The 21,327-nt window shown below is 40.5% G+C and carries 23 protein-coding genes and 1 pseudogene; 12 read left to right on the top strand and 12 right to left on the bottom strand.

All coding sequences use genetic code 11. The annotated features are described in order from the left end of the window. Positions 1–20: 20 nt before the first annotated feature. The 6 genes from HC000_RS08345 to HC000_RS08320 form a co-directional block, all read right to left on the bottom strand. Positions 21–689 carry a FlgO family outer membrane protein gene (locus HC000_RS08345; RefSeq protein ID WP_011327311.1) on the bottom strand — a complete coding sequence of 223 codons (669 nt, stop codon included), beginning with the start codon at positions 687–689 and terminating at the stop codon, positions 21–23. 113 nt (positions 690–802) lie between these two features. After that, complete coding sequence (locus HC000_RS08340; protein ID WP_179807413.1) at positions 803–2,476, bottom strand: amidohydrolase; 1,674 nt, start codon at positions 2,474–2,476, stop codon at positions 803–805. 123 nt (positions 2,477–2,599) lie between these two features. Further along, positions 2,600–2,836 (bottom strand): EF-hand domain-containing protein, encoded by a 237-nt coding sequence (locus HC000_RS08335; protein ID WP_179807412.1) that lies wholly within the window; start codon positions 2,834–2,836, stop codon positions 2,600–2,602. A 7-nt stretch (positions 2,837–2,843) separates the two neighbouring features. Next, positions 2,844–3,080, bottom strand: a complete 237-nt coding sequence (locus HC000_RS08330; protein ID WP_011327314.1) for a hypothetical protein — start codon at positions 3,078–3,080, stop codon at positions 2,844–2,846. Positions 3,081–3,235: 155 nt separating this feature from the next. After that, complete coding sequence (locus tag HC000_RS08325) at positions 3,236–3,463, bottom strand: hypothetical protein (protein ID WP_179807411.1); 228 nt, start codon at positions 3,461–3,463, stop codon at positions 3,236–3,238. A gap of 27 nt (positions 3,464–3,490) precedes the next feature. Further along, on the bottom strand, positions 3,491–3,724 hold the full coding sequence (locus tag HC000_RS08320; RefSeq protein ID WP_011327316.1) for an EF-hand domain-containing protein: 234 nt from the start codon (positions 3,722–3,724) through the stop codon (positions 3,491–3,493). Positions 3,725–4,034: 310 nt separating this feature from the next. Between HC000_RS08320 and HC000_RS08315 the strand changes: the two genes are divergently transcribed. The 4 genes from HC000_RS08315 to HC000_RS08300 are packed head-to-tail and all read left to right on the top strand — an operon-like array spanning position 4,035 to position 7,913. Further along, the gene (locus tag HC000_RS08315) at positions 4,035–5,492 is read left to right on the top strand and encodes a HAMP domain-containing sensor histidine kinase (RefSeq protein ID WP_011327318.1); all 1,458 of its coding nucleotides are present in this window, start codon (positions 4,035–4,037) and stop codon (positions 5,490–5,492) included. Between the two features lies 1 nt (position 5,493). Next, a complete protein-coding gene (locus tag HC000_RS08310) occupies positions 5,494–6,036 on the top strand; it encodes a hypothetical protein (protein WP_179807410.1) in 543 nt (180 codons plus the stop codon). Between the two features lie 2 nt (positions 6,037–6,038). Further along, positions 6,039–7,388, top strand: coding sequence for a sigma 54-interacting transcriptional regulator (locus tag HC000_RS08305; RefSeq protein WP_179807409.1), 1,350 nt, complete (start codon positions 6,039–6,041; stop codon positions 7,386–7,388). Between the two features lie 24 nt (positions 7,389–7,412). Next, the gene (locus HC000_RS08300) at positions 7,413–7,913 is read left to right on the top strand and encodes a DUF1543 domain-containing protein (RefSeq protein WP_011327321.1); all 501 of its coding nucleotides are present in this window, start codon (positions 7,413–7,415) and stop codon (positions 7,911–7,913) included. A gap of 15 nt (positions 7,914–7,928) precedes the next feature. On the opposite strand, the gene HC000_RS08295 is transcribed toward HC000_RS08300, so the two are convergent. Beyond that, entirely contained in the window at positions 7,929–8,156 is a 228-nt protein-coding gene (locus HC000_RS08295) for a hypothetical protein (protein ID WP_089367803.1), read from the bottom strand. A gap of 142 nt (positions 8,157–8,298) precedes the next feature. On the opposite strand from HC000_RS08295, the gene HC000_RS08290 reads away from it, so the two are divergent. Continuing rightward, the gene (locus HC000_RS08290; RefSeq protein ID WP_179807408.1) at positions 8,299–9,549 is read left to right on the top strand and encodes a multifunctional CCA addition/repair protein; all 1,251 of its coding nucleotides are present in this window, start codon (positions 8,299–8,301) and stop codon (positions 9,547–9,549) included. An 18-nt stretch (positions 9,550–9,567) separates the two neighbouring features. Here HC000_RS08290 and HC000_RS08285 read toward each other — a convergent pair whose 3' ends face one another. The 3 genes from HC000_RS08285 to pdsR form a co-directional block, all read right to left on the bottom strand. Next, a complete protein-coding gene (locus tag HC000_RS08285; RefSeq protein WP_011327324.1) occupies positions 9,568–9,732 on the bottom strand; it encodes a hypothetical protein in 165 nt (54 codons plus the stop codon). Between the two features lie 150 nt (positions 9,733–9,882). Continuing rightward, on the bottom strand, positions 9,883–12,018 hold the full coding sequence (gene pdsS, locus HC000_RS08280) for a proteobacterial dedicated sortase system histidine kinase (RefSeq protein ID WP_179807407.1): 2,136 nt from the start codon (positions 12,016–12,018) through the stop codon (positions 9,883–9,885). Further along, positions 12,018–12,707: a proteobacterial dedicated sortase system response regulator gene (gene pdsR, locus HC000_RS08275; RefSeq protein ID WP_179807406.1), complete on the bottom strand. Its 690-nt coding sequence runs from the start codon at positions 12,705–12,707 to the stop codon at positions 12,018–12,020. Before pdsR ends, pdsS begins: the two co-directional genes overlap by 1 nt. 202 nt (positions 12,708–12,909) lie before the next feature. Here pdsR and pdsO point away from each other — a divergent pair, with 202 nt between their 5' ends. From pdsO to HC000_RS18520, 3 genes and pseudogenes are all read left to right on the top strand, one after another. After that, on the top strand, positions 12,910–13,644 hold the full coding sequence (pdsO, locus tag HC000_RS08270; RefSeq protein WP_179807405.1) for a sortase-associated OmpA-like protein PdsO: 735 nt from the start codon (positions 12,910–12,912) through the stop codon (positions 13,642–13,644). A gap of 26 nt (positions 13,645–13,670) precedes the next feature. Next, the gene (locus HC000_RS08265) at positions 13,671–15,665 is read left to right on the top strand and encodes a marine proteobacterial sortase target protein (protein WP_179807404.1); all 1,995 of its coding nucleotides are present in this window, start codon (positions 13,671–13,673) and stop codon (positions 15,663–15,665) included. Continuing rightward, positions 15,662–16,150, top strand: a pseudogene (locus tag HC000_RS18520) (class GN sortase); the annotation flags it as partial. The gene HC000_RS08265 and the pseudogene HC000_RS18520, both read left to right, overlap by 4 nt. Here HC000_RS18520 and HC000_RS08260 read toward each other — a convergent pair. Continuing rightward, entirely contained in the window at positions 16,150–17,139 is a 990-nt protein-coding gene (locus HC000_RS08260; protein WP_140391198.1) for a DMT family transporter, read from the bottom strand. The pseudogene HC000_RS18520 and the gene HC000_RS08260 sit on opposite strands and share 1 nt — an antisense overlap. A 118-nt stretch (positions 17,140–17,257) precedes the next feature. Between HC000_RS08260 and proB the strand changes: the two genes are divergently transcribed. The 4 genes from proB (at position 17,258) to HC000_RS08240 (ending at position 20,882) form a co-directional block, all read left to right on the top strand. Continuing rightward, positions 17,258–18,361 (top strand): glutamate 5-kinase, encoded by a 1,104-nt coding sequence (gene proB / locus HC000_RS08255; protein ID WP_086998093.1) that lies wholly within the window; start codon positions 17,258–17,260, stop codon positions 18,359–18,361. A gap of 176 nt (positions 18,362–18,537) precedes the next feature. Next, positions 18,538–18,897 (top strand): glutaredoxin domain-containing protein, encoded by a 360-nt coding sequence (locus tag HC000_RS08250; RefSeq protein ID WP_011327332.1) that lies wholly within the window; start codon positions 18,538–18,540, stop codon positions 18,895–18,897. Positions 18,898–18,935: 38 nt separating this feature from the next. After that, complete coding sequence (gene gltX / locus HC000_RS08245; RefSeq protein WP_179807403.1) at positions 18,936–20,420, top strand: glutamate--tRNA ligase; 1,485 nt, start codon at positions 18,936–18,938, stop codon at positions 20,418–20,420. A gap of 162 nt (positions 20,421–20,582) precedes the next feature. Then, complete coding sequence (locus HC000_RS08240; protein ID WP_179807402.1) at positions 20,583–20,882, top strand: 2OG-Fe(II) oxygenase; 300 nt, start codon at positions 20,583–20,585, stop codon at positions 20,880–20,882. Positions 20,883–20,886: 4 nt separating this feature from the next. Here HC000_RS08240 and HC000_RS08235 read toward each other — a convergent pair whose 3' ends face one another. Next, positions 20,887–21,279, bottom strand: a complete 393-nt coding sequence (locus HC000_RS08235) for a hypothetical protein (protein ID WP_011327336.1) — start codon at positions 21,277–21,279, stop codon at positions 20,887–20,889. Positions 21,280–21,327: the final 48 nt, after the last annotated feature.

The raw sequence follows: 21,327 nt of genomic DNA, 5'->3' as shown, positions 1-21,327 counted from the left end.
AAGCTAATCCTTTTTGGTTTTTATAAGATTGCGTCAAGCGCTATGCCGTCAACGCGGCGAGTGGGATATAACGACTCAACCACAAAACTAGGCACAAATCCTTTAGCCGAAGACACCACTACCTTTGACTTAGCGCCAATAATACGTGCGTTTACAATAACACCGCGATTGGTATAAGTAAGTGTGCCAGTCAAAGTGTATTCAATATGCGGGTAGCCTTTAATTTCTCGACCATTACGACTAAATGAAAAGTCGCCATTTGGGGTTACATGTACAGTACCTGTGTGTTTGTAATCTACAACAGATAATCCAAACTCTTGTAGTTCAGTAATAAAGCTCTCAGCTAAATGGTTACCAAAAATATTAGTTGTTTGTAGGTTATCATCTAAATTTACAAAAGAAGTAATGGCAATAGGGGTATTACTATTTATGTAATTCATATTTTCAATTAGCTTCATGGCTAATTGTTCGGTGTAATTACTAAGTAATTTACTGCTATTTATTGGGCGGTAATTTTTTTCTGGAAACTGCCAGTTACTCACGCGAGGCGAGTCATTTTGAACGTGCCTTTTGTTATGAGAATAGTCATTATGAGGAGCGTGACCATTGTAAACAGGGTGACTAGAACAAGCTGAAAGTGAAAGGGTAAAAAGTGCCGATAAAGTAAGAGATATTTTTTTAGATAACATGTTTTCTTCCTGAAACATAAGGGGATTTTTAAATACCCCACTTTATCGACACACTTTTTGATTACTTTAATTAAATTTTATCATTAATTTGTTATTTTCAGTTTGTATTCAGTTTATTGCGCAGTCACAGCCTCTTTTTCGTAACGAAGTTTGCCTGCAATCCATGTTTGTAATACGTTTATTTTATATAGTTCATCAACCGGGGCTTTAAAATAATCTTTATCTATTAAAATAAAGTCGGCCCACTTTCCTTGCTCTAAACTACCCACTTTAAACTCTTGATGCGCTGCATAAGCGCCGCCTAGGGTAAAAGCACGCAGTGCGTCTTCACGGCTTAATACTTCGCTAGCGCGCCAGCCCTGGGTTGGTTGTTGGTTGTGATCCATACGAGTAATTGTTGCATACAAGCCATCAAAAGGATTTGCCAATTCTATTGGGTAGTCAGATCCTGCTGCAATCACTGACCCTTGTTTTAAAAAGGTTTGCCATGCATAAGCACCCGCTAATTGCTTTTCGCTTAAGCGTTGCTCTGCCATGTGCATATCAGAGGTGGCATGCACTGGTTGCATTGAAGGAATAATTTTTAATGTTTTAAAGCGCTTAATATCATCAAGCGTTACTATTTGTGCATGCTCCATACGGTTACGTAGTAAAATTCCGCCGGTTGCTTTAAATACATTTTTATAAGCATCTAATACAACGTGGTTAGCTTTGTCGCCAATTGCATGGGTGTTGGCACTAAAACCGCTTTTAAAACTAAGCGTAAATAACTCTTCTAGTTTTTGCTGGGTTTCGAGCATTAAGCCATGGTGGTTTTTTCTATCGGCATAATCCTCAATTAGCGCCGCGCCACGCGAACCTAATGCGCCATCAGCATAAACCTTAACGCTGCGAATAGACATAAAGTCGTTGGCATCTTGGTATCGACCTGCTTTTAACATGGTTTTTAAATCAGGACTCGCGCCACTGAGCATTGCCACAATACGCAGTGGTAAATTGCCTAGTTCACCGCGTTCTTTGTATAATTCCCAAGTGGTTTTATCTATACCCGCATCATGGGTTGAGGTAATCCCTAAACTTAATAAATGATTACCGGCAGCATCTAAAGAGTCACTAAGAGTTTGTTTTGATGGTTTTGGCATAAATTGTTTAATTAACGATTCTGCTTTATCTACAAATATACCAGTAGGATTGCCAAATTCGTCTTTAATAATTTCGCCGCCTTCTGGCGATTGGGTGTTTGCAGTAATGCCCGCAAGCTCTAGGGCTTTGCTATTTACCCAAATAGCGTGGCCATCAATTCTCGATAGTACAATAGGGCGATCGCTCACTACTTTGTCTAAATCGGCAGCGGTAGGAAACTGCTTTTTTTGCCATAGCTCTTGATTCCAGCCACGGCCAATAATCCAACCTTGTTTGTTATTTGCAAATACCTTGAGTTTATTAGTAACTTCATCAATAGAAAGCGCACCGCGTAAATCTAATTGTGACAGGTTATTACCTAAACCAATAATGTGACCGTGTGCGTCAATTAAACCCGGTAATAGCGTATTGCCATGAGCGTCAATAAGCTTGGCATCAGGAAAGCTATTTTTTAGCGTATCGCCGCCAAGTTTAACTACTTTACCGTTTTTTATAACTAAAGTAGAAAACTGCTGCACTTCACCTTTGTACAAAGGTGTGTAGCCGTTGGCGTTGTAAATAACTTTAGTTTGCGCAATCGCAAGGCTTGAGCCTGCGCAAAGGCAAGCGAGTAGCAAAGGTTTGATTATTTTTTTGAGTGGCATAGTGAGCTTATTTTTATTGTTAATGGCTTTAACATAACAAACTCACTTTTATAATACCAACCACTTGAGGTGGTTGGATTGTTATTTGTGCAGAGTAAGCCAGTTAATTTATTGGTAAATTAATTACTGACTTGCATAAAGTGTAAATTCGCTTAAAGAAAGGTGGCCGTCTTTGTCTTTATCGTAACTTGCAAAACGAGACCATAGGGCAGGGTCACTGGCTGTTTCTGCTCGGCTTAATAAGCCGTTTTGGTTACGATCAAACTTTTCAAATTGCTTGGTAATGTTATTGCTGCTGGCAAAGCTTGGTGTGCTACAAATACTAAGCGCAACGAGCGCTATATAGCTTATATTTTTCATAAATTACTCAGTAGAGGTTATTCGTAAGATAATTTTTAAATTCAACCAATGAAATTTTATTATCTTGGTTTTTATCCCATTTGCTAAAGTTGTTTAGTAAGTGCGGTTGAGCCTCAAGCTCATGGTGAATTAAATAGCCGCTTTGATCTGTATCAAGGTGATCAAAACGTTGCTTTACATCAAGTGCTAATGAATTAAAGCTTAGTAATAATAAGCAACTAACTAAACAAGCGCGTATCTTCATGGTGCTCCTTCGCAAAGCTCATTTTAATGTCATTCGTAATAAAATAAAGTACTTGCCATAATTTAACGCCCAACATTAAATCCATTTACACACTCCCTCAGGGGTTATAGCAAATACTTTTAGTTAATTTTACAAGACCAAACTTGAATTTAAACTTAAGGCTTAAACGCCTCAAACTCTTTTTTAGAGATCATTTCATCGTTATTTACATCTAAATCAGAAAACTGTTTCATTACTTCTTTATCTTTTTTGGCTTCGGTAATAGAAATTTTTCCATCCATATTTTTATCTAAAAAAGCAAAACGAGCATTAAACGATGAAGCCACGGCAGTAGCACTAATAACTAAAAACAGTAACGAAAATGCGGCTATAAGCTGTTTCATAAAAAACTCCTTTGGTTACTAGGTTAGTTACTTAATAAACTGTTTAAACTCATCTAGCGACAGCTGACCATTTTGATCAGTATCTATTTGTGAAAAGTTTTCATGAAGTACGGCGTCCTCACCAGCTTCAGCTTCGCTGAGAGTACCGTTACTGTCTTTATCAAGTTCATTAAAAGTAGCTTGTACATCCATTGCCAGCGCGTTAGCGCTCAAAAAGCCTAGCGCAACGATTGGCATAATAATTAAAAAGCGATTACTCATGGTCATTTCCTTATAAGATAAACTTAGATTAACTATTACAAAAACGATGCCAATTATTTTTATCCTTTAAATTCAGTTGCTTATAGTTTTTGGTGTTATAGGTTAAGCAAGTTTTACAGGTATCTGTGTGTTTTTTGCAACGAAATTTGGCTTATAAATAAAGAAGCAATACAAATCAAAGAGTTGAGTTGTTGCTGTTTGGCAACAGGCAGCTTTACAGTACGAATAACAGATATATAAATTGATTCAGCTAGTGTATAACTTAAATGCTTAATAATAGGCTGTTTAAAGTTACTAAAGGATGGATGCAATGCCAGCAGCGATGGCTGAAAAATACAAAGCAATACTTAATTGGCGCCCTAATTTAATTAGCCAGTTTGTAATGAGCATGTTGCTGTCGTTATTACCCTTATCGTTAGTGGTTATTGTATTTTTGAATGCGCTTAATAAGCAGTTAGCTGTAACTCAGCAAATTGTTAGTAATAACTACCAAGTAACTAAATCGTTTAATATTTTAAAACAAGAACTCAATAGTTTAGAGCGCGCTACTCGGCAAAATTGGGTACTAAAAAGTGAGTCACTCGATACGCTCATAGTTGATAAGTGGCAAGCATCGCTACAAAGTATTGAAGATCTTACACGTGTAGCGCCCAGTAAAAGTCACACCGCACAATGGCAGCGTTTAACGAATACTCTGCAACTAGCACACACTCAACTTGTTGAACAAAAACAACAGCAGGTAGCCTTATTTTTACCTATTAGCGATTTACTCGCCGAACTTACCTTATGGTTACGCGATAAAAGCGAAACCCAAATAACTAATAATCAAAAAGAAATAGCGCAGTTACAAACTTCATTTATTAACTGGCTGGTGGCGCTAATTCCGCTAACACTCTTAGTAGGAGGCGGTTTTTTGTGGCGTATAAGTGGCCGCTTAAAAAGCCTGACTAAAATTATTGGTAAATTAGGGCAAGGTGACTGGCAACAAAAAATAGCCGTGCAAGGCTCAGCAGAACTAGTTGAATTAGGTAATAAATTACAATGGGTGCAAGCTCAGTTACATATACTTGAGCAGCAAAAAGACACCTTTTTACGCCACGTTACCCACGAACTTAAAACACCTCTAGCCTCAATGGTCGAGGGCACCGACCTACTCAGCGATGAAATAGTTGGCCCTATAACTAAAGAGCAACGCGCTGTACTTGAGCTTATTAGCCAGTCTATGGTGCGCCTTCGTACTATGATTGACAGCCTACTTAGTTATAACGCGATTCGTACTAGTAAAGACAGCGTAAGTGAGGTTGAGTTTAATCATTTAATTAATAAAATTAATAGTCATTTTGAGCACCGCCTAACAGCCCGAGAGCAAACCCTTATTTGGCATAACAACTTACCTAATAAGGCGCTTGCGTTACCTGGGGAGTTAATTGAAATGATTTTAGTGCAATTAATTTCTAATGGCTTAAAGTTTTCACAACACGGGCAGGCAGTATCTATAGCGTTAACCTTTGAGCACAGTAAGCTAAAAATGGCGATAAGCGACGAGGGATGCGGAATTAAAGAGCACGAAAAAGCACATGTTTTTAGCGCATTTTATCAAGGTAAGCATAGCAAAAATGTTACGCTACAAGGCAGTGGCTTAGGCTTAACTATTGTTAAAGAGTCAGTAGAGCAATTAAACGGACAATTATTAATAGAGCAAAATGAACCCCAAGGTTGTCGATTTTTAATTACGCTTCCCATAATAACAAATCAAGGAGTTAACTAGCATGACCTCGCGTTTAATGGCTATTTTATGTGTGTGTGGCAGTGCCATCATTTTATCGGGGTGCAAAACTAATACCCCCCAACAGCAAGTGGTTGATAGCCCAGTGGCGCAAACTCAAACTAAAGTAACGAGCGATAAAAACAGCCAGCCAAGCCCAAAGCCTCGGCCTAAAAGCGATCCTATGTATCCCCCTGCGGAGCAAGTAATAGCCTGGCATGCTAATAAATGTGGTGGTTTTAAGTTAACCCCAGATAACAAAGATTTTGTTGGCGAAAAAGAACTAAAAAACTTTTTTCAATTTATGTGTTTAAACACTAGTAGCGATCCTAATACGGTAATGAGTAAGTTACTTAAACTTGACCAAGCTTACTATTGGCCAGACGATATAAAACAGTATTTATGGCTACAAAAACAACAAGTAACACTACAAATAAATGCTAAAAAAGAGCAGCAAGCACTTAATAATAAAATGCAACAAACGCTCTCGTCATTAGCAACCATAGAGCAGCAACTGTTATTACGCGAAGAAACTAAGGAGCAGTAGTTATGCCAGCAATAAAACCGCAAGGTGCAAAAGTATTATTAGTGGATGACGATGCCAGCTTATTAAAATTGCTCGCTATTCGTATCGAATCAAAAGGCTACGAGGTTACCACCTGCGAGAGCGGCCTAACTGCGTTACAAATATTAAAAAGCCAAGTGTTTGATGCCGTAGTAACTGACCTGCGCATGGACGAAATGGATGGCATGGCACTGCATCGCCAATTGCAAAGCCGCTATCCGGCATTGCCCGTTATTATGATGACAGCGCATGGCTCTATTCCTGATGCGGTAGAGGCTACCAAACAAGGCATTTTTGCATTTATTACCAAACCAATAGATAAAGACGAGTTATTCGACAGCTTAGCAAAAGCGATAGAAATACACGGCGTAAATGCCGATGAAATAATACCCACTAGCAATATAGTTACCCGTAGCGGCGCTATGCTACATTTGCTAGAGCAAGTTAAACTGCTAGGGCCAACGCAAGTTAACGTATTAATATCGGGAGCCAGTGGTACGGGTAAAGAGTTATTAGCTCAAGCTATTCATCAGCATAGCCATGTAAGTAAAGGCCCATTTGTAGCGATAAACTGCGGCGCAGTACCTGGTGAACTGCTAGAGTCAGAATTATTTGGTCATAAAAAAGGTTCGTTTACTGGGGCAATAAAAGATCACCAAGGACTGTTTCAACAAGCTGAGGGAGGCACCTTATTTTTAGATGAAATAGGTGATATGCCGCTTAATTTACAAGTTAAGTTACTGCGCGTATTGCAAGAAAAAACCATACGTCCAGTCGGCTTTCAAGAAGAAATAGCCATAGATGTTCGCATTGTATCGGCAACTCATAAAAACCTCCCCGACGCGATTATAAACCAGCAGTTTAGGGAGGATTTATACTACCGCTTAAACGTGGTTAATTTAAAACTCCCTCCTTTGTGCGAGCGTCGCGAAGATATAAGTCTACTTGCACAATACTTTAGCGCCAGTATTGCAAAGCGAATGAAGCAAAGCGAAAAACACTTTGCCAACGACGCCATGCACGCACTCGTGCGTTACGACTGGCCAGGTAATATTCGCCAACTTCAAAACGTGGTAGAGCAAGTTGTAGCACTTACCCCAAGCGAAGTTATTTCAGAGCATTTAGTGCTAAGTGCATTAAATAGCAACGAAAAAAATGTAGAGCCATTGTCGCTAAACGACGCTAAAAAAGAATTTGAACGCGACTACGTAATAAACACCCTTAAAATGGCTGGTGGAAATGTCGCCGAAGGCGCAAAACTAGCTAAACGTAACCGTTCAGATTTTTATAAACTGATTAAAAAGCACAATATAGATGTTGATAATTTAGCTTAAATAACCAATTTATAGGAATTAAACATGCAGTTATTCATGGTGTATTTAGGTGGGCGAATTCAGGGCTGTCATATAGAAATGCACGACATTCGTTTTGTAGTTGGGCAAAACATTGAGCAAACCTATACTAAATTAAAAAGCCAATGGGTGGGCGACAAAAACAGCGTGCATATGGATAGCTATATGGCAATTAACCACATAGATGGTTATAAAGTTACAGTAAGCGACACGCCCGTTGAGCAAACTAAACAGCTTTACTTTGTAAACTTAGGCGCCTACAGAAGCGATTTAATGGCTGAGCAACACGACTTTGCACTGTATGTAGCAAGCAGTAGTCAAGAGGCCAAACAGCGCGCTAAAAACGATTTACTCGCTGGCTTTAGCCATATTCATAAAGATGATTTACACGACGTAGACGATTGCTTTGCAATAGATTTACTCGACAGCCAGCTTAGTATAAAACTGACCCCAAGTGGGCAAGCACAAAAAATTAAACCTGATTGGTTTGGTTATCATGTACTTTAAACACATAACGCAGGATTAAGAATCCTGCTCGTTTTGTTCTTTTTTTTCGCTTTTAGCCGCCATTTTAAAGGCTACAACCACTAAGCCAAACATTGCAAATGGTAGCGCTGCTAACATGTATTCAATCATGTTACTGTCTTGATAATCTGCTTGCATAAAAAAGTGCCCCACCACACACATTAAAATAACCACCAGTAATATAGGCAGTAGCATGAGTTCTTTTTTTGCAGAGTGCTTTTTCATTGTTGTTATGACTTTAGCTAAAAATAAAGCGCTATTGTAATGAGCAAGTTAGCGGTAGGTCAAACTACTCAGACTTTTAATATGGTTTTGGGTATAATTAGTACCATTAATTGCAGTTTTGGTATTTGTTTTTGGAGGTTACGTGGATAAAGCATTGGAGCAGGTTTACCTAGTTGGTGGTGCAGTGCGTGATTTACTGCTAAAAAGAGCATCAAATGACAACGATTATGTTGTTATTGGCGAAACGCCACAGACAATGGAAGCGTTAGGCTTTGTGCCAATAGGTAGCGACTTTCCGGTTTACTTACACCCAAAAACCAAAGAAGAATATGCACTTGGGCGCACTGAGCGAAAAAGTGGTAAAGGCTATACCGGTTTTGTGGTTGATGCCAGTCCAGATGTGACTCTAGAGGAAGACTTAGCCAGACGTGATTTAACTATAAACTCTATGGCGCTCGATGCTAACGACAATATAATTGACCCATTTAACGGCCAACAAGACCTTAAAGATAAAATACTGCGCCATACAACAGATGCATTTGTAGAAGACCCAGTGCGGGTGTTGCGTATAGCTCGCTTTTTAGCCCGTTTTGGCAGCGAGTGGCGTATACATCCGAGCACTTATGCGCTAATGCAACAGCTTAAGCAGCAAGGCGAGCTTAATCATTTAGTGCCAGAGCGAGTATGGTTAGAGACCGAAAAAGCCCTGGGTGAAAAGCATCCCGAACTTTATTTTCAAGCGTTGCAAGGCTTAGGGATTTTTCCCGAGCTTGAGAAAATGGTTAATGTGCCGCAACCTAAACAACATCACCCCGAGGGTGATGTGTTTGTGCATACCATGTTAGTACTTAGGCGTGCAGCCGATTTGAATTTTGATTTAGCAACGCGTTTTGCTGCATTAACTCACGACTTTGGTAAAGCGATCAGTTTTAAAAAACGCGGTAATTTACGTGGCCATGAACGAGATGGGGTTGCTGTAGTTGAACAGTTTTGTGAACGCTTAAAAATACCTAATTGCTTTCGCGATATTGGCGTACTTACTAGCGATAATCACACTCTTTGTCATACATTAGAGCAATTAAGGCCCGAAACGGTTCATAAGTTAATTGTGACTAATTTAAACGCCTTGGTTCATCCACAACGTTTTATTGCTTTTACTCAAGCATGCCAATGCGATGCACAAGGGCGCGGCGAAACACTCGTAGATAAACCTTACCCGCAAGCAGCTAAGCTGCGTACTATTCATGCAGAACTATTAAAGCTAGATAAAAAACAAGTGGTACAAGCTGCACTTAACAGCGGCAAAAAAGGCCCAGAAATAGGCGAGGAAGTTAAACAAGCGGAAATAAACTGTGTAAAAGCGTTTTTAACACGAGAAAAACAGGCACAGTGAGTAGGGCATTAAAAGTAATTAAATTAAGTAACTTGATGTGCTGTTATCTTTATTGCACTGGCGCTGCGTTACTTTTTTATAGTTGCGGTTTTGGCTCTGCTCGCTTACAGGTTTAGTGCTTGTTGTTGGCCTATATAATTCAAATATAAAATCTAGCTCTTCTTGCTCTAATAGTGGGTGCATGATTAAACCTTAGCTTAGTGTGATTAGCGCTAGGTTAGGGTCTTGCCACTGAATTAAAAGTGAACAGTTACATTTTAACTCTTACTAAATTGTAACCCAAAAAAAGCCAACCCAGTGGCGAGTATTAGTTAAGTAAATTACAACCCACTTTTACTTAACTAATGGCAGGCTTACAGTAAACACTACGCCATCGCCCTGTTGATTGTTTTTAGCGGTTACACTGGCATTATGGTAGTCGCACACCAACCTTACAATATAGAGTCCTAATCCTAAATGTGGCTGTTGCTGCATTTGCTGGCTTCGCACCGACACCATAGAATCAAAAATATGCTCAGTTAAACCGACAGGTAATAATGGACCATAATTCCCTACGGTTAAAATTGCTGCACTGTCGTTTTGTTTTAAGCTAACACTAATTGGCTTTTCTGCGTGGCTAAATTCAATTGCATTATTAATTAACTTATCGAGCAGTTGCGCTATAAACTCTGGTGCGCCTTGCATAGGAAGCGCAGCTTGGCATATATCAAGTGTAAACAGCTGCTTAGGGTAAGTAAGCTGGTAGCCCTGCATGCAGCCACTTATTACTTTTTGTAAGTCGAATGGCTCAGGCTCATTGCTTTGAATACTTTGTTCTAAGCGAGTGGCTTCGCTCATGGTGGTAATAATTTTACCTAAGCGTTCAACGCCTTCACTGGCACGATCTAAGTACTTTTGACTCAGCTCGCTTTGTGGTTGCATTTGTAGGTTTTCGAGCGATGAGCGCACTACCGCAACAGGTGTACGCAGCTCGTGCGATAACCGCGACGACATATTTTCTAAATAGCTGGTATAGCCACCAAGGCGGCTGACTATATTAGCAAAACTGCGTGATAGATCGCCAATTTCGTCATTAGCATCGCTGTAATTAATACTGCCAGTAACTCGCCCTTGTGCATCTATAGCTTGCTCTGCAGTATCGCGCAAACGCCTAATACGGCTCGATATTCGAGAGGCAAAAAAGAATAACGTTACTGTGCCAATAAGCATCACGGCTAAAATAACGTTAAATAATTTTTCGAGCGATTTATTACGCAGTGTACGTACGCCATTGGTAGTTTCCTCGGCTATTACCGCGCCAATTACTTTATCTTGGATCCAAATAGGGTAAGCAGCCGATAAAATTACGGCTTTACTGTCGGGGGTTAATCGCCACGATGATGCAGGCTGGCCTTTTAGTGCTTTGGCTAAATGACTGCCTTGCATAGCTGCTACGTCGTGCAGAGTATCTAAAAATTCGTTTTCGGGGCGTGTTAAAATTTTATAATAAAGGGGATGCAAGTAGTTTTGCTCAAACTGTTGCCACCAAGTTTCAGGAGCTTGATTGGCAAGGCCGTCAGCCCATACGCCATCGGCATGATGAATCGAGCCCGATTGTGCTAATACTCTATGATGCTTATCGACCACCCAAATACGACTACCGCTGTGGCCCATGCCTTTTAAAATACGATTAATTTCGGGAGAGGGCACAAGTACTGAACCTAAATCGCTGGGGTTATTTAAGTTTGAGGTCGACATTATTTTAGGTTCTAACAAGGGCTCTTTGTTATCTACATCAACAATGGCAAAGCCAAGCTTATTGCCAAGCATACTAATAGGAAAGCGTAGCTCAATATTATAGCCAGCCGTCGTACTGCTAAAATAGCCCTGAATTTTTGTAAAGGGTACTTTGCTATCTGCATTAAAAGCGTTTACCCAGCCATCTTGCCGTGGCGCAATAATGTAGCGGTTAAACTGCCCATCAGGTGTTTTTAAGCCAATTTTTAAATGGTCGTTATTAGTAATACTTAAACTGTTTTTTGGCCGATAAACGAGTTGGTTATCTGTTACTTTAAACAGTGCATAAAGGTAATTATCAAACTTTCCTACCATGTGCTCAAACGACAGATCACTGGCTTGATGCTTGTTGTCGGTTTTTTGTAAGTAGCGTTTGTCGTATTGCCAAAATAATGCCTGATAGCTCTCCCAATCAGTGAGCTTACCATCGAGTTGAATAGGATTTTTAAGGTTGTACGCGTATAGATCGCGGCCCTTTACAACTTGATCTAAAAAACTAGTTTGCTGATCAAATAATGCAGGGCGTTCATGCAGGGCAGTGGCGAGGGCACGGGTAGTGCCTACTAAGGTTTTTTCTTGGCCTTGGCGTAAAAATTTTTCCATTTCCCACACATATTCGTAGCCCAACCAGGGCAATAAAAATAAAAAGCAAGAAAGTAAAATAAACTTACTACGTAGGCCAAATCGCAACATTAAATTTGCTCCCACCTGTAGCCCATGCCATACACTGTGTCTATGCAGTCAAAGTTACTATCGAGTGCTATAAACTTTTTACGAATACGTTTTACGTGTGAAGTTATGGTGCTGTCGTCTACATAAATTTTAGCATCACTCATTAATTCATTACGGCTTTTAACATGTCCGGGGCGCTGTGCGAGGGAGTGCAACATCCAAAATTCGGTTACTGTTAAATCAACTAATAGTTGTTTCCAAAACACCTGCATGCGCTGTGTGTCAAGCGTTAGCGGCCCACGAGTTATAAGTGCATTTTCGTCGGCAGGTTGTTTAAGTGCTTCCATACGACGAAATAGCGCACCAATACGCGCCGCTAAATGAGCCAAACTAATATCTTTTGTGAGGTAATCGTCGGCGCCCATACGTAGGCCACACACTGTGTCTATTTCGCTATCGCGAGCGGTTAAAAAAATAATAGGCAGCGTTTTAGACAGTGATCGCAATGTTTGGCACAGCAAAAAACCACCATCTATTTCATTACCTAAGCCAATATCAACAATGGCTAAATCGGGCAGGGCATTTTTAAACGCCGCTTCTGCGCTACTACGATTTGCATACCCAGTTACCTGATAACCTTGTGCGCTGAGCATTTCAGTGTAGTTTTCGCGAATGGCGGGTTCATCTTCAATGATGGCTATTTTTTTCATTTCTGGGTTTATCCTCTTTATTACCAACGCACTATAACGAAGTTTTTAAGCTAAGTACGCTTAAAAAGGCAATTGCCTTTTTTTTGCCACAATTGCTCAGTGGTTTGCCATTTTTGCTCCCCTTTGTTGCCACTTGAGCTTGTTTTAATACACCCATCAAAACAAAACATCATAAATTAAAAAGTAAGTTTAAGGATCAATCATGAAGAAGACATTAATAGCGCTAACCCTAGCGGCCGTTTTTTGCGGTCCCGCATTAGCATCAACCTCTAATAATACGGCTACAAAAGAAGCGCACACCGAAACCGCAATAGGCTTAGGAGCGGGCGCTATTATAGGTGGTGTAGTAGGCGGCCCTATTGGTGCTTTTGTGGGAGCATTTGCTGGTGGTTTAATAGGCGATGCAAAAGTTGCTGATAACAAAATTGCCCAGCAACAGCGTGCAATAATTGTAATGACAGAAAAAACCAACGACTACCAACACCTGCTTAGCCATAACAGCCAGTTAGAGCAACAAATCGAAGTGCTTGCTAATCAAAATGAGCAGTTAACACAATCGCAAATTAATAATTTACTTGCCATGACAGTACAGTTTAAAACCGGCTCACGTGTTATTGCGCCACATTTTGTATTGCAGTTAGACCAACTCGTTACGCTTTTAAAAAACCAGCCACAGTTAGCGCTCGATTTAAGTGGGTTTGCCGATCAACGCGGTGATGAACAAGCCAACCTTTTACTTTCAAAAGCACGTGTAAATGCGGTGCAAAGCTATTTAATAAAACAGGGCGTAAGCCACACGCGCTTAAGCACGCAAGCATTTGGTGAGCAGCAAACACTTGCTAAAACTAACACAGTAGAAGACAACACGTTTGATCGGCGGGTAACCCTTACTACTCGTTTAATAAATCCTGTAAATAGCCAAACAGCAAGTAATTAAATTAAAGCCTTCGATGGAGTGATTTTATGTTTTTTTTGAGTAAACCAAGCAAAGTGCTTACCCTTAAATGGGTAAGCCTTTTTACACTGGGTATACTGGTGATGTTAACGAGCTTTAAAAGCCACGCACACTCTCCCAAGTTAGAACTTTTTGATAGCAGCGGCGCACAAGCAGGCCCTGCAATAATATTAAAAAGTGATGCAAATATGACATTAACCGGACTTATAAATCATGTTGTAGTTAAACAAACTTATCAAAACCAAAACCCGTTTGCTGTTAATGCGCGTTATGTGTTTCCGCTGCCCGATGAAAGCGCAGTACATGCTATGACCATGCGTATTGGCGAGCGAGTAATTAAGGGCCAAATTGATAAAAAAGTGGCGGCCGAAAAAAAATACGCAGAAGCCAAACAGGCCGGCAAGCAAGCAGCACTAGTACGCCAGCAACGCGCTAATATGTTTATTACAAACGTAGCTAATATAGCCCCTGGGGAGCAGGTTATTATTGAGCTGGAATATCAAGAAATAATTGATTACAGCAGCGGCACCTTTACAGTGCGCTTTCCGGGCACAATCACACCGCGTTATCATGTAACCCAAGGTGAAATTGACATAAATAAAGAAAGCCAAAAACCAACTAACTCGCTACCACATGGTTGGCTAAGCCCAGTTTATAGCACGCAAAAAAATGACGATAAGCCAAGTAGTCAGTTTAATTTAAACTTAGATATAGACGTAGGTTTAGAGCTGGTAGATATAAATTCTAAATTTCATAATGTAAATATTCAAAACACTGCATTTGGGCAATACACAATAGAGTTAAATGAGCAAAATGCGCTAAACCGCGACTTTGTGCTGGAGTTTAAACCACTGCAAAAAGAGCAAGCCCAAGCTGCATTTTTTACCGAGCAGTTTGAAAATGGCGAGCGCTACGGGCTCGCTATGCTAATGCCGCCTGCAGATAACTTTATAGCAACGCAGCGATTAGCCCGCGAAACGGTATTTGTAGTCGATACTTCGGGCTCTATGCATGGGCAGTCTATGGAGCAAGCTAAAAATGCACTGTTTTATGCGCTATCGCTGCTAGACAGTAACGACAGTTTTAACATTATAGGGTTTGATAATGTAGTAACCCCAATGAGCGATAAACCTTTAGTTGCAAGTGGCTTTAATTTACGCCGCGCAGAGCGCTTTATATATGGGTTACAAGCCGACGGCGGTACAGAAATACAAGGCGCACTTGATGCCGTTTTAGATGGTTCGCAGTTTGATGGTTTTGTACGCCAAGTAATATTTTTAACCGATGGTAGCGTAAGCAACGAAGATGCACTGTTTAAAAGTATTCAAGCTAAATTAGGCGATAGCCGCTTATTTACAGTTGGTATTGGCAGCGCCCCCAATAGCTTTTTTATGCGCCGTGCGGCAGATGTAGGCAAGGGCTCGTTTACTTTTATAGGCAGCACTAGCGAGGTGCAACCTAAAATGCAGCAGTTATTTGATAAGCTCGCACATCCTGCAATTACTAATTTAGCGCTAAGCGATGAAAACGGTAATAGCCTAGACTTTTGGCCTTCGCCACTGCCAGATCTCTATTTTAATGAGCCAATAATGGTGGCTATAAAGCTCAATAATGCCAGTAATGTAATATTAAACGGGCAAACTGCACAAGGGCCTATTAGTATTAACCTAAACACACAAGCAGGCTCAAATGCTAAAGGAATTGCTAAGCTGTGGGCTCGTCAAAAAATTAAGTCGTTGCTGCTCTATAACTCACAAAATGCAGTTAAAGACGAAGTGCAACAATTGGCGCTTACTCATCAATTACTCAGCCCATTCACGGCTTTTATAGCAATAGAGCAAACACAAATTAATCCAATAGCAGAACAAACAGCTAATGCTACTAACGCAGTTCCTCAGGGTATGGCAATGCGTTTGCCACAAACCGATGGGCAAAGCAAAGTACATATAATATTAGGAATTTTATTGTTAAGTGGGTTTGTGCTAGTAAGGCGTTTTAAATGAAAAAGTGGCTAAGCGCGGGGCTATTAATACTTGGTTTGGGGTTATTTGGTCATGGCGCTTACATGCAAGGCAAAGCATGGCTGGCGCAATTACTAATTGAACAGGCCTGGCAGCGGGCTCTTAAAACGCCTGAAGCAAAAGTTAAGCCATGGTTTTACGCCGATAGTTATGTAACCGCACAATTAAATTGGCCGGCGCATAATGAAAAACTCACCGTATTAGCAGGTGCTAGCGGGCGTAATTTAGCTTTTGCGCCCAGCCACTTTTTACCCGCAGCAGAGCTTGGTAGTAAACAAGCTGGGGCACTCATTGCAGGGCATAACGACACTCACTTTGCTTTTTTACAGCACGTTAAAGTGGGAGAGCAGTTTACCCTGCAATTACAAAATGGCACCTTGCAGCATTATAAAGTAACCGGCAGCGAGGTAATTCATGAGTCAGAAAACACATTTTTACACACTGCACAATTGTATTTACTAACGTGCTACCCTTTTGACGCGTTAGCATCGGGAACCGAATTTAGGCTATTGGTTTCGGCCGATATGATATCGGAGGTAGTAAGATCGGTGGAAATATCCTCGCCCGACTCGGCGCTGGGGATATCAACCACTAATTCTTGATGACGTTGGCTGATCATTACGCCAACAAATACCACAAATATACTCAGCCACTGCCACAAGTTAAGCACTTCATTTAAAATGATGGCCGAAAGAATCAGCGTAAATATAGGAATTAAATTTGAATAAGCCGCTGCGGTTAATACTGATACCTTACTAATAGCGTAGTTATACATACCATAACCGCCTAAAGTAACAAACGAGCCTAAATATAAAATACTTAATAAAGCGGTTATATTGTGTTGATTTTCGCTTGGTAGGTCGATAAAAAGCAAAAACGGTGCAAAAAATAAACTGCCACTAATGCCTTGCAGCGCTATAAGCGTTAACGGAGAATAACGACTCGCTAAGTGTTTAATACAAACGGTATAAAACGCCGCGCATACCATAGCCATAAGTTCTAAAAAATTACCTAATAATGGGTTAGGTGCTTGCTCGGAGTTTGGTGAAAGCACAGTGAGTAAAATGCTGCCACCAATACAAAAAGTAAAGCCAATAATAATAGATTTACTGATGTATTCTTTAAGCATAAAAAAAGCCAGTACGGCAATAATAATAGGCAAGCACGACACAATTACCCCCGCCTGCGATGCCGAGGTATATTCCATTGCATGGCCTTCAAATAAAAAGTACAAGCAAGGCTCAGCCAGCGACATAGCAATTAAATACTTCCAGTCGCCAACTCTGTATTCAAAGCGTATTACATAGCGCCATAAGCACAGCGATAAAAATAATGTGGTTAGCATGCGTAAAAATATCACCAAAGCGGGGTCGTAAATAGCAATGGCATACTTAAGTGCAATAAAGGAACTACCCCATAAAAAGGTGGCAATAATTAAACATAAACTGGCAGGCATAGCAGGTAATTTACACAATTGAATAAAATCAGATCCTAGCATGAATATATTTTACTTGTTGAAAAATACCCAGCTGGTATAAATAAATTCATCTTTAATTATTCAGTAGTAAAAATAAATGCAAAGGGATCAGGTAATCGTTGTAAAGCTAGGTACAAGTGTACTGACTGGCGGCACCGATAAGCTAGATAAAGCGCATATGGTTGAGCTAGTGCGCCAATGTTGTGAGCTTAAAAAGCAAGGGCATCACGTTATTTTAGTTTCGAGCGGAGCCGTGGCGGCCGGACGAGAGCAATTACTAAAGCCCTGTGGCCGCAGCGTAATAGATAAGCAAATGCTAGCAGCAGTTGGTCAAGGCCAGCTCATTCATATTTGGCAAAGCTTGTTTGCTTTGTATGGTGTAAACGTAGGGCAAATGCTGTTAACCCGCGCCGATGTTAACGACCGAGAGCGCTATTTAAATGCCCGCGATACGCTAAATGCATTATTAAACTACGACGTAGTGCCCATCATTAACGAAAATGATGCGGTTGCTACTAGTGAAATAAAAGTAGGCGATAACGATAATTTATCAGCGTTGGTGGCTATTTTAGCTAATGCCAATAAGCTGTTATTGCTTACCGATCAAGAAGGGTTATTTACCAGCGATCCGCGCACTAATGCCGATGCCACATTAATTGGTGAAGTGACCCACATTAACGACGAATTGCGCCAGCTTGCTGGTGGTAGTGGCACAAACTTAGGCACCGGCGGTATGGCAACCAAACTGCAAGCAGCCGACATTGCAAGGCGTGCAGGGGTTGAGGTTATAATTGCAAAAGGCTCGGGTAAAAATGTCATTTTAAAATGTATGAGCGAGCAACTGCCCGGCACACGTTTTTTAAAGCTCACAGCGCCAAAAGAAGGGCGTAAAAAGTGGTTACTCGCTGGACCTAAAAGTAGCGGACAAATTGTTATAGATGCCGGTGCAATAACTGCGCTGCAAACTAAAGGTGCAAGCTTACTTGCTAAAGGCGTGACTAATGCGCTGGGAACATTTGAGCGCGGCGATCTAATAAGTGTAATAAATAGCGACAAGCAACTCATTGCTCGCGGGTTAACCCGCTTTAGCAGCAGCGAAGTTAATAAAATTAAAGGCGCGCACTCTAAGCAAATAGGTGAGTTACTTGATTACGATGGCGGGGCTGAAGTACTGCATCGCGATGACTTAATTTTACTATAATAAAAAGCAGTATAGCTGAATAAACAAGCTCACTTTATAACAGCTAAATAATTAACCTGACCCAAGGCTGAGCTTACAAAGCTCAAATATACTGACAGAGTATATTTGAGCTTTTTTGCTGCTATTTTTGTGTTAAAATCTGGCACCTTAAATTTGTTGTAAATAGAGTGCAGTTAATGAAATTAGTTCGTTGGTTATTAGGAAGTATAATTTTATTCTTTAATTTTGTATTTACGCCACGTAGTAAAAAACGTGCTCCAGAAGTGCAACAGCAGCTTGATCAGCAAACCGCACAATTTAAGCTTTATCAATTTAAAGCATGCCCGTTTTGTGTAAAAGTGCGCCGTGCTATTAAGCGCGAAGGCCTTAAAATAGAAACGCGTGATGCAAAAAGCAATGAGCAATATCGTCAAGAACTGTTAGAACAAGGCGGAAAAGTTAAAGTGCCTTGTCTGCGCATCGAGCAAAATGGCCAAGTAACTTGGCTATACGAATCAAACGATATTATTGCTTATATAAACAAAGTAGCAGCATAAATAAATTTACCATCTCACTTATTAAAAGAGACATTACCATGACAATTCGCACCCGTGTTGCCCCGTCGCCAACTGGCGACCCGCATCTTGGCACCGCTTATATCGCCTTATTTAATTACTGTTTTGCTAAACAGCAAGGTGGTGAATTTGTACTTCGCATTGAAGATACTGACCAAGTACGTAGCACTGCCGAGTCAGAGCAAGCAATTATGGATAGTTTGCGTTGGTTAGGACTCGAGTGGGATCATGGCCCAGATGTGGGCGGTGAGTTTGGCCCGTACCGCCAGTCTGAGCGTAGCGATTTATACAAAAAATACGCACACCAACTCGTTGACGACGGCAAAGCATTTTACTGTTTTGCAACAAGCGAAGAGCTGGATAAAATGCGCGAAGAGCAAATGGCAGAAGGTCTACGCCCTAAATACGACGGCCGTGGCCTAAACCACACAGACGACGAAATTAAAGCAAACCTAGCAGCGGGTAAACCTTACGTTATACGTATGAAAATCCCTAGCGAAGGCACTTTTAAATTTAACGACTACCTACGCGACGAAATTGAGATCCCGTGGGAAAACGTCGATATGCAAGTGCTATTAAAAGCTGATGGCTTCCCAACTTACTTTTTAGCGAACGTAGTTGACGACCACCATATGCAAATTAGCCATATTTTCCGTGGCGAAGAGTGGATTAACTCAGCGCCTAAACTATTAAAACTTTACGAAGATTTTGGTTGGGAAGCGCCAGTACTTGGGCATTTACCGCTACTGCGTAACCCAGATAAGTCAAAACTGTCTAAGCGTAAAAACCCAACCTCTATTAACTACTATAAAGAAATGGGTTACCTGCCAGAAGCCGTGCTTAACTATTTAGGCCGCATGGGTTGGTCAATGCCAGATGAGCGTGAAAAATTCACTCTTAACGAAATGATTGAAAACTTCGATATGAAGCGCGTATCACTAGGTGGCCCAGTATTCGACGTAGATAAACTTAGCTGGTTAAACGGCATGTGGATCCGCGAAAACCTAACTGACGAGCAGTTAATTCAGCGCTTTGTTGATTGGAAGTTTAATGGCGAAATGCTAGCTAAAGTATTACCAGAAGCCAAAGCACGTATTAACACATTGTCGGACTTAGTTGACTTAGCTGGGCATTTTGTTGGTGGTATACCTACTTATGATCCTGCGCTATTAACCGCGGGTAAAGCCGATGAAGACGTAATTCGCCAAGCACTACAATTTTTTGTATGGCAGCTAGAAGGCCTACGTAGCTTTGATAAACCAGCTATTTTTGCCATTGCAAAAGAAGTAGCAACGTTCCACGAGCTTAAAATTAAAGACTTTTTAGAGCCGATTTTTGTGGCAATTACTGGTAAAACGTCATCTACCTCTGTGCTTGATGCTATGGAAATATTAGGATCTGACCTATCGCGTGCTCGTTTACGTGTAGCATTGGCGCATTTAGGTATTTCTAAAAAGCAGGCTAAAAATATCGAACGTGCCTACCGCGAATACCCAGGTGCATAATTGCTAAATAATGCATTTTTAAAAGCCGAGCTTAGTAAATAAGTTCGGCTTTTTTGTTTCAGGTTGTTTAGTTATATGACATCGTATTTTGATATTGTTTAGTCTAAGCATTCATAATTTACTAAATGCTACAATGCGGCATATAAACTCATAGGAGGCAGTATGATTGCAACCGTTAAAAACAAAGCCATTTTTAGCAGTAATACATTTTCGATGAACCTTGTTACTTACCCAACTAATCACAGCGTAATGAACCACATTGATCCGGTGCAGCAAGGGCGCTATTACAAACTCAACTTTGTATTAGTAAAACCTAAAAGCGGTGGGGTGTTTAAATGCGCTAAATGTATTATTAACTGGTTTAATAGGGTGTATTTATTTAGGCCCGATAAGTACGAACACAGCGTATCTAAAATCGAGTCTGGAAAGCGTGTGCTACTGAGCTTTGCACTTAATATATGATTTATTAATAGTCGTAGGCCTGTCCGGTACATAAAACAGATAGGTCGCAATACGATACAGAGGTTTCGCTACAAGAGTTAATAGTAAAAGCATTTGCGCCTCTGCGCATGGCATCAGCTTTAAGTAAATCAATAGCATTTGATTTAGAACGGTTATAGCTTACATTATTGTTACCCATACCATCGCCATCACAGCTTTCACCTGCTATTCGGCCTAAAAGTGTAGCGCCACTTTCGTGTGCTTCTTGGTCGCTGTAAAACTGCTGCAAATCTCTTTTATTAACGTAGGTACCAATTTCTTGAGATAAAACGTCGTTGTCTATATCTGTATGAAAAGTCATGTTTGAGCAACCACTTAAAGTAGCCAGTGCAGTTATTATTGCCATAAAACGTAGCATATTAATTAGTCCTTTAATTTATTGTTTGAAGTAGTAAATTACTAACAA

This window comes from Pseudoalteromonas sp. MIP2626 (assembly GCF_013414205.1).
GTDB lineage: Bacteria > Pseudomonadota > Gammaproteobacteria > Enterobacterales > Alteromonadaceae > Pseudoalteromonas > Pseudoalteromonas nigrifaciens.
The sequence above is the reverse complement of the archived record's forward strand: the minus strand, read 5'-3'. Positions and strand labels throughout refer to the sequence as shown.

Excerpts from the sequence above, each read along its gene's own strand:
- HC000_RS08315 (WP_011327318.1), top strand. The coding sequence starts at position 4,035 with ATGCCAGCAGCGATGGCTGAAAAATACAAAGCAATACTTAATTGGCGC.
- HC000_RS08295 (WP_089367803.1), bottom strand. The coding sequence starts at position 8,156 with ATGAAAAAGCACTCTGCAAAAAAAGAACTCATGCTACTGCCTATATTA.
- HC000_RS08310 (WP_179807410.1), top strand. The coding sequence starts at position 5,494 with ATGACCTCGCGTTTAATGGCTATTTTATGTGTGTGTGGCAGTGCCATC.
- HC000_RS08340 (WP_179807413.1), bottom strand. The coding sequence starts at position 2,476 with ATGCCACTCAAAAAAATAATCAAACCTTTGCTACTCGCTTGCCTTTGC.
- HC000_RS08305 (WP_179807409.1), top strand. The coding sequence starts at position 6,039 with ATGCCAGCAATAAAACCGCAAGGTGCAAAAGTATTATTAGTGGATGAC.
- HC000_RS08285 (WP_011327324.1), bottom strand. The coding sequence starts at position 9,732 with ATGCACCCACTATTAGAGCAAGAAGAGCTAGATTTTATATTTGAATTA.
- HC000_RS08265 (WP_179807404.1), top strand. The coding sequence starts at position 13,671 with ATGTTTTTTTTGAGTAAACCAAGCAAAGTGCTTACCCTTAAATGGGTA.
- HC000_RS08320 (WP_011327316.1), bottom strand. The coding sequence starts at position 3,724 with ATGAGTAATCGCTTTTTAATTATTATGCCAATCGTTGCGCTAGGCTTT.
- HC000_RS08345 (WP_011327311.1), bottom strand. The coding sequence starts at position 689 with ATGTTATCTAAAAAAATATCTCTTACTTTATCGGCACTTTTTACCCTT.
- HC000_RS08240 (WP_179807402.1), top strand. The coding sequence starts at position 20,583 with ATGATTGCAACCGTTAAAAACAAAGCCATTTTTAGCAGTAATACATTT.
- HC000_RS08260 (WP_140391198.1), bottom strand. The coding sequence starts at position 17,139 with ATGCCTGCCAGTTTATGTTTAATTATTGCCACCTTTTTATGGGGTAGT.
- pdsS (WP_179807407.1), bottom strand. The coding sequence starts at position 12,018 with ATGTTGCGATTTGGCCTACGTAGTAAGTTTATTTTACTTTCTTGCTTT.
- HC000_RS08325 (WP_179807411.1), bottom strand. The coding sequence starts at position 3,463 with ATGAAACAGCTTATAGCCGCATTTTCGTTACTGTTTTTAGTTATTAGT.
- proB (WP_086998093.1), top strand. The coding sequence starts at position 17,258 with ATGCAAAGGGATCAGGTAATCGTTGTAAAGCTAGGTACAAGTGTACTG.
- HC000_RS08330 (WP_011327314.1), bottom strand. The coding sequence starts at position 3,080 with ATGAAGATACGCGCTTGTTTAGTTAGTTGCTTATTATTACTAAGCTTT.
- HC000_RS08250 (WP_011327332.1), top strand. The coding sequence starts at position 18,538 with ATGAAATTAGTTCGTTGGTTATTAGGAAGTATAATTTTATTCTTTAAT.
- HC000_RS08235 (WP_011327336.1), bottom strand. The coding sequence starts at position 21,279 with ATGCTACGTTTTATGGCAATAATAACTGCACTGGCTACTTTAAGTGGT.
- pdsO (WP_179807405.1), top strand. The coding sequence starts at position 12,910 with ATGAAGAAGACATTAATAGCGCTAACCCTAGCGGCCGTTTTTTGCGGT.
- HC000_RS08300 (WP_011327321.1), top strand. The coding sequence starts at position 7,413 with ATGCAGTTATTCATGGTGTATTTAGGTGGGCGAATTCAGGGCTGTCAT.
- HC000_RS08335 (WP_179807412.1), bottom strand. The coding sequence starts at position 2,836 with ATGAAAAATATAAGCTATATAGCGCTCGTTGCGCTTAGTATTTGTAGC.
- pdsR (WP_179807406.1), bottom strand. The coding sequence starts at position 12,707 with ATGAAAAAAATAGCCATCATTGAAGATGAACCCGCCATTCGCGAAAAC.
- gltX (WP_179807403.1), top strand. The coding sequence starts at position 18,936 with ATGACAATTCGCACCCGTGTTGCCCCGTCGCCAACTGGCGACCCGCAT.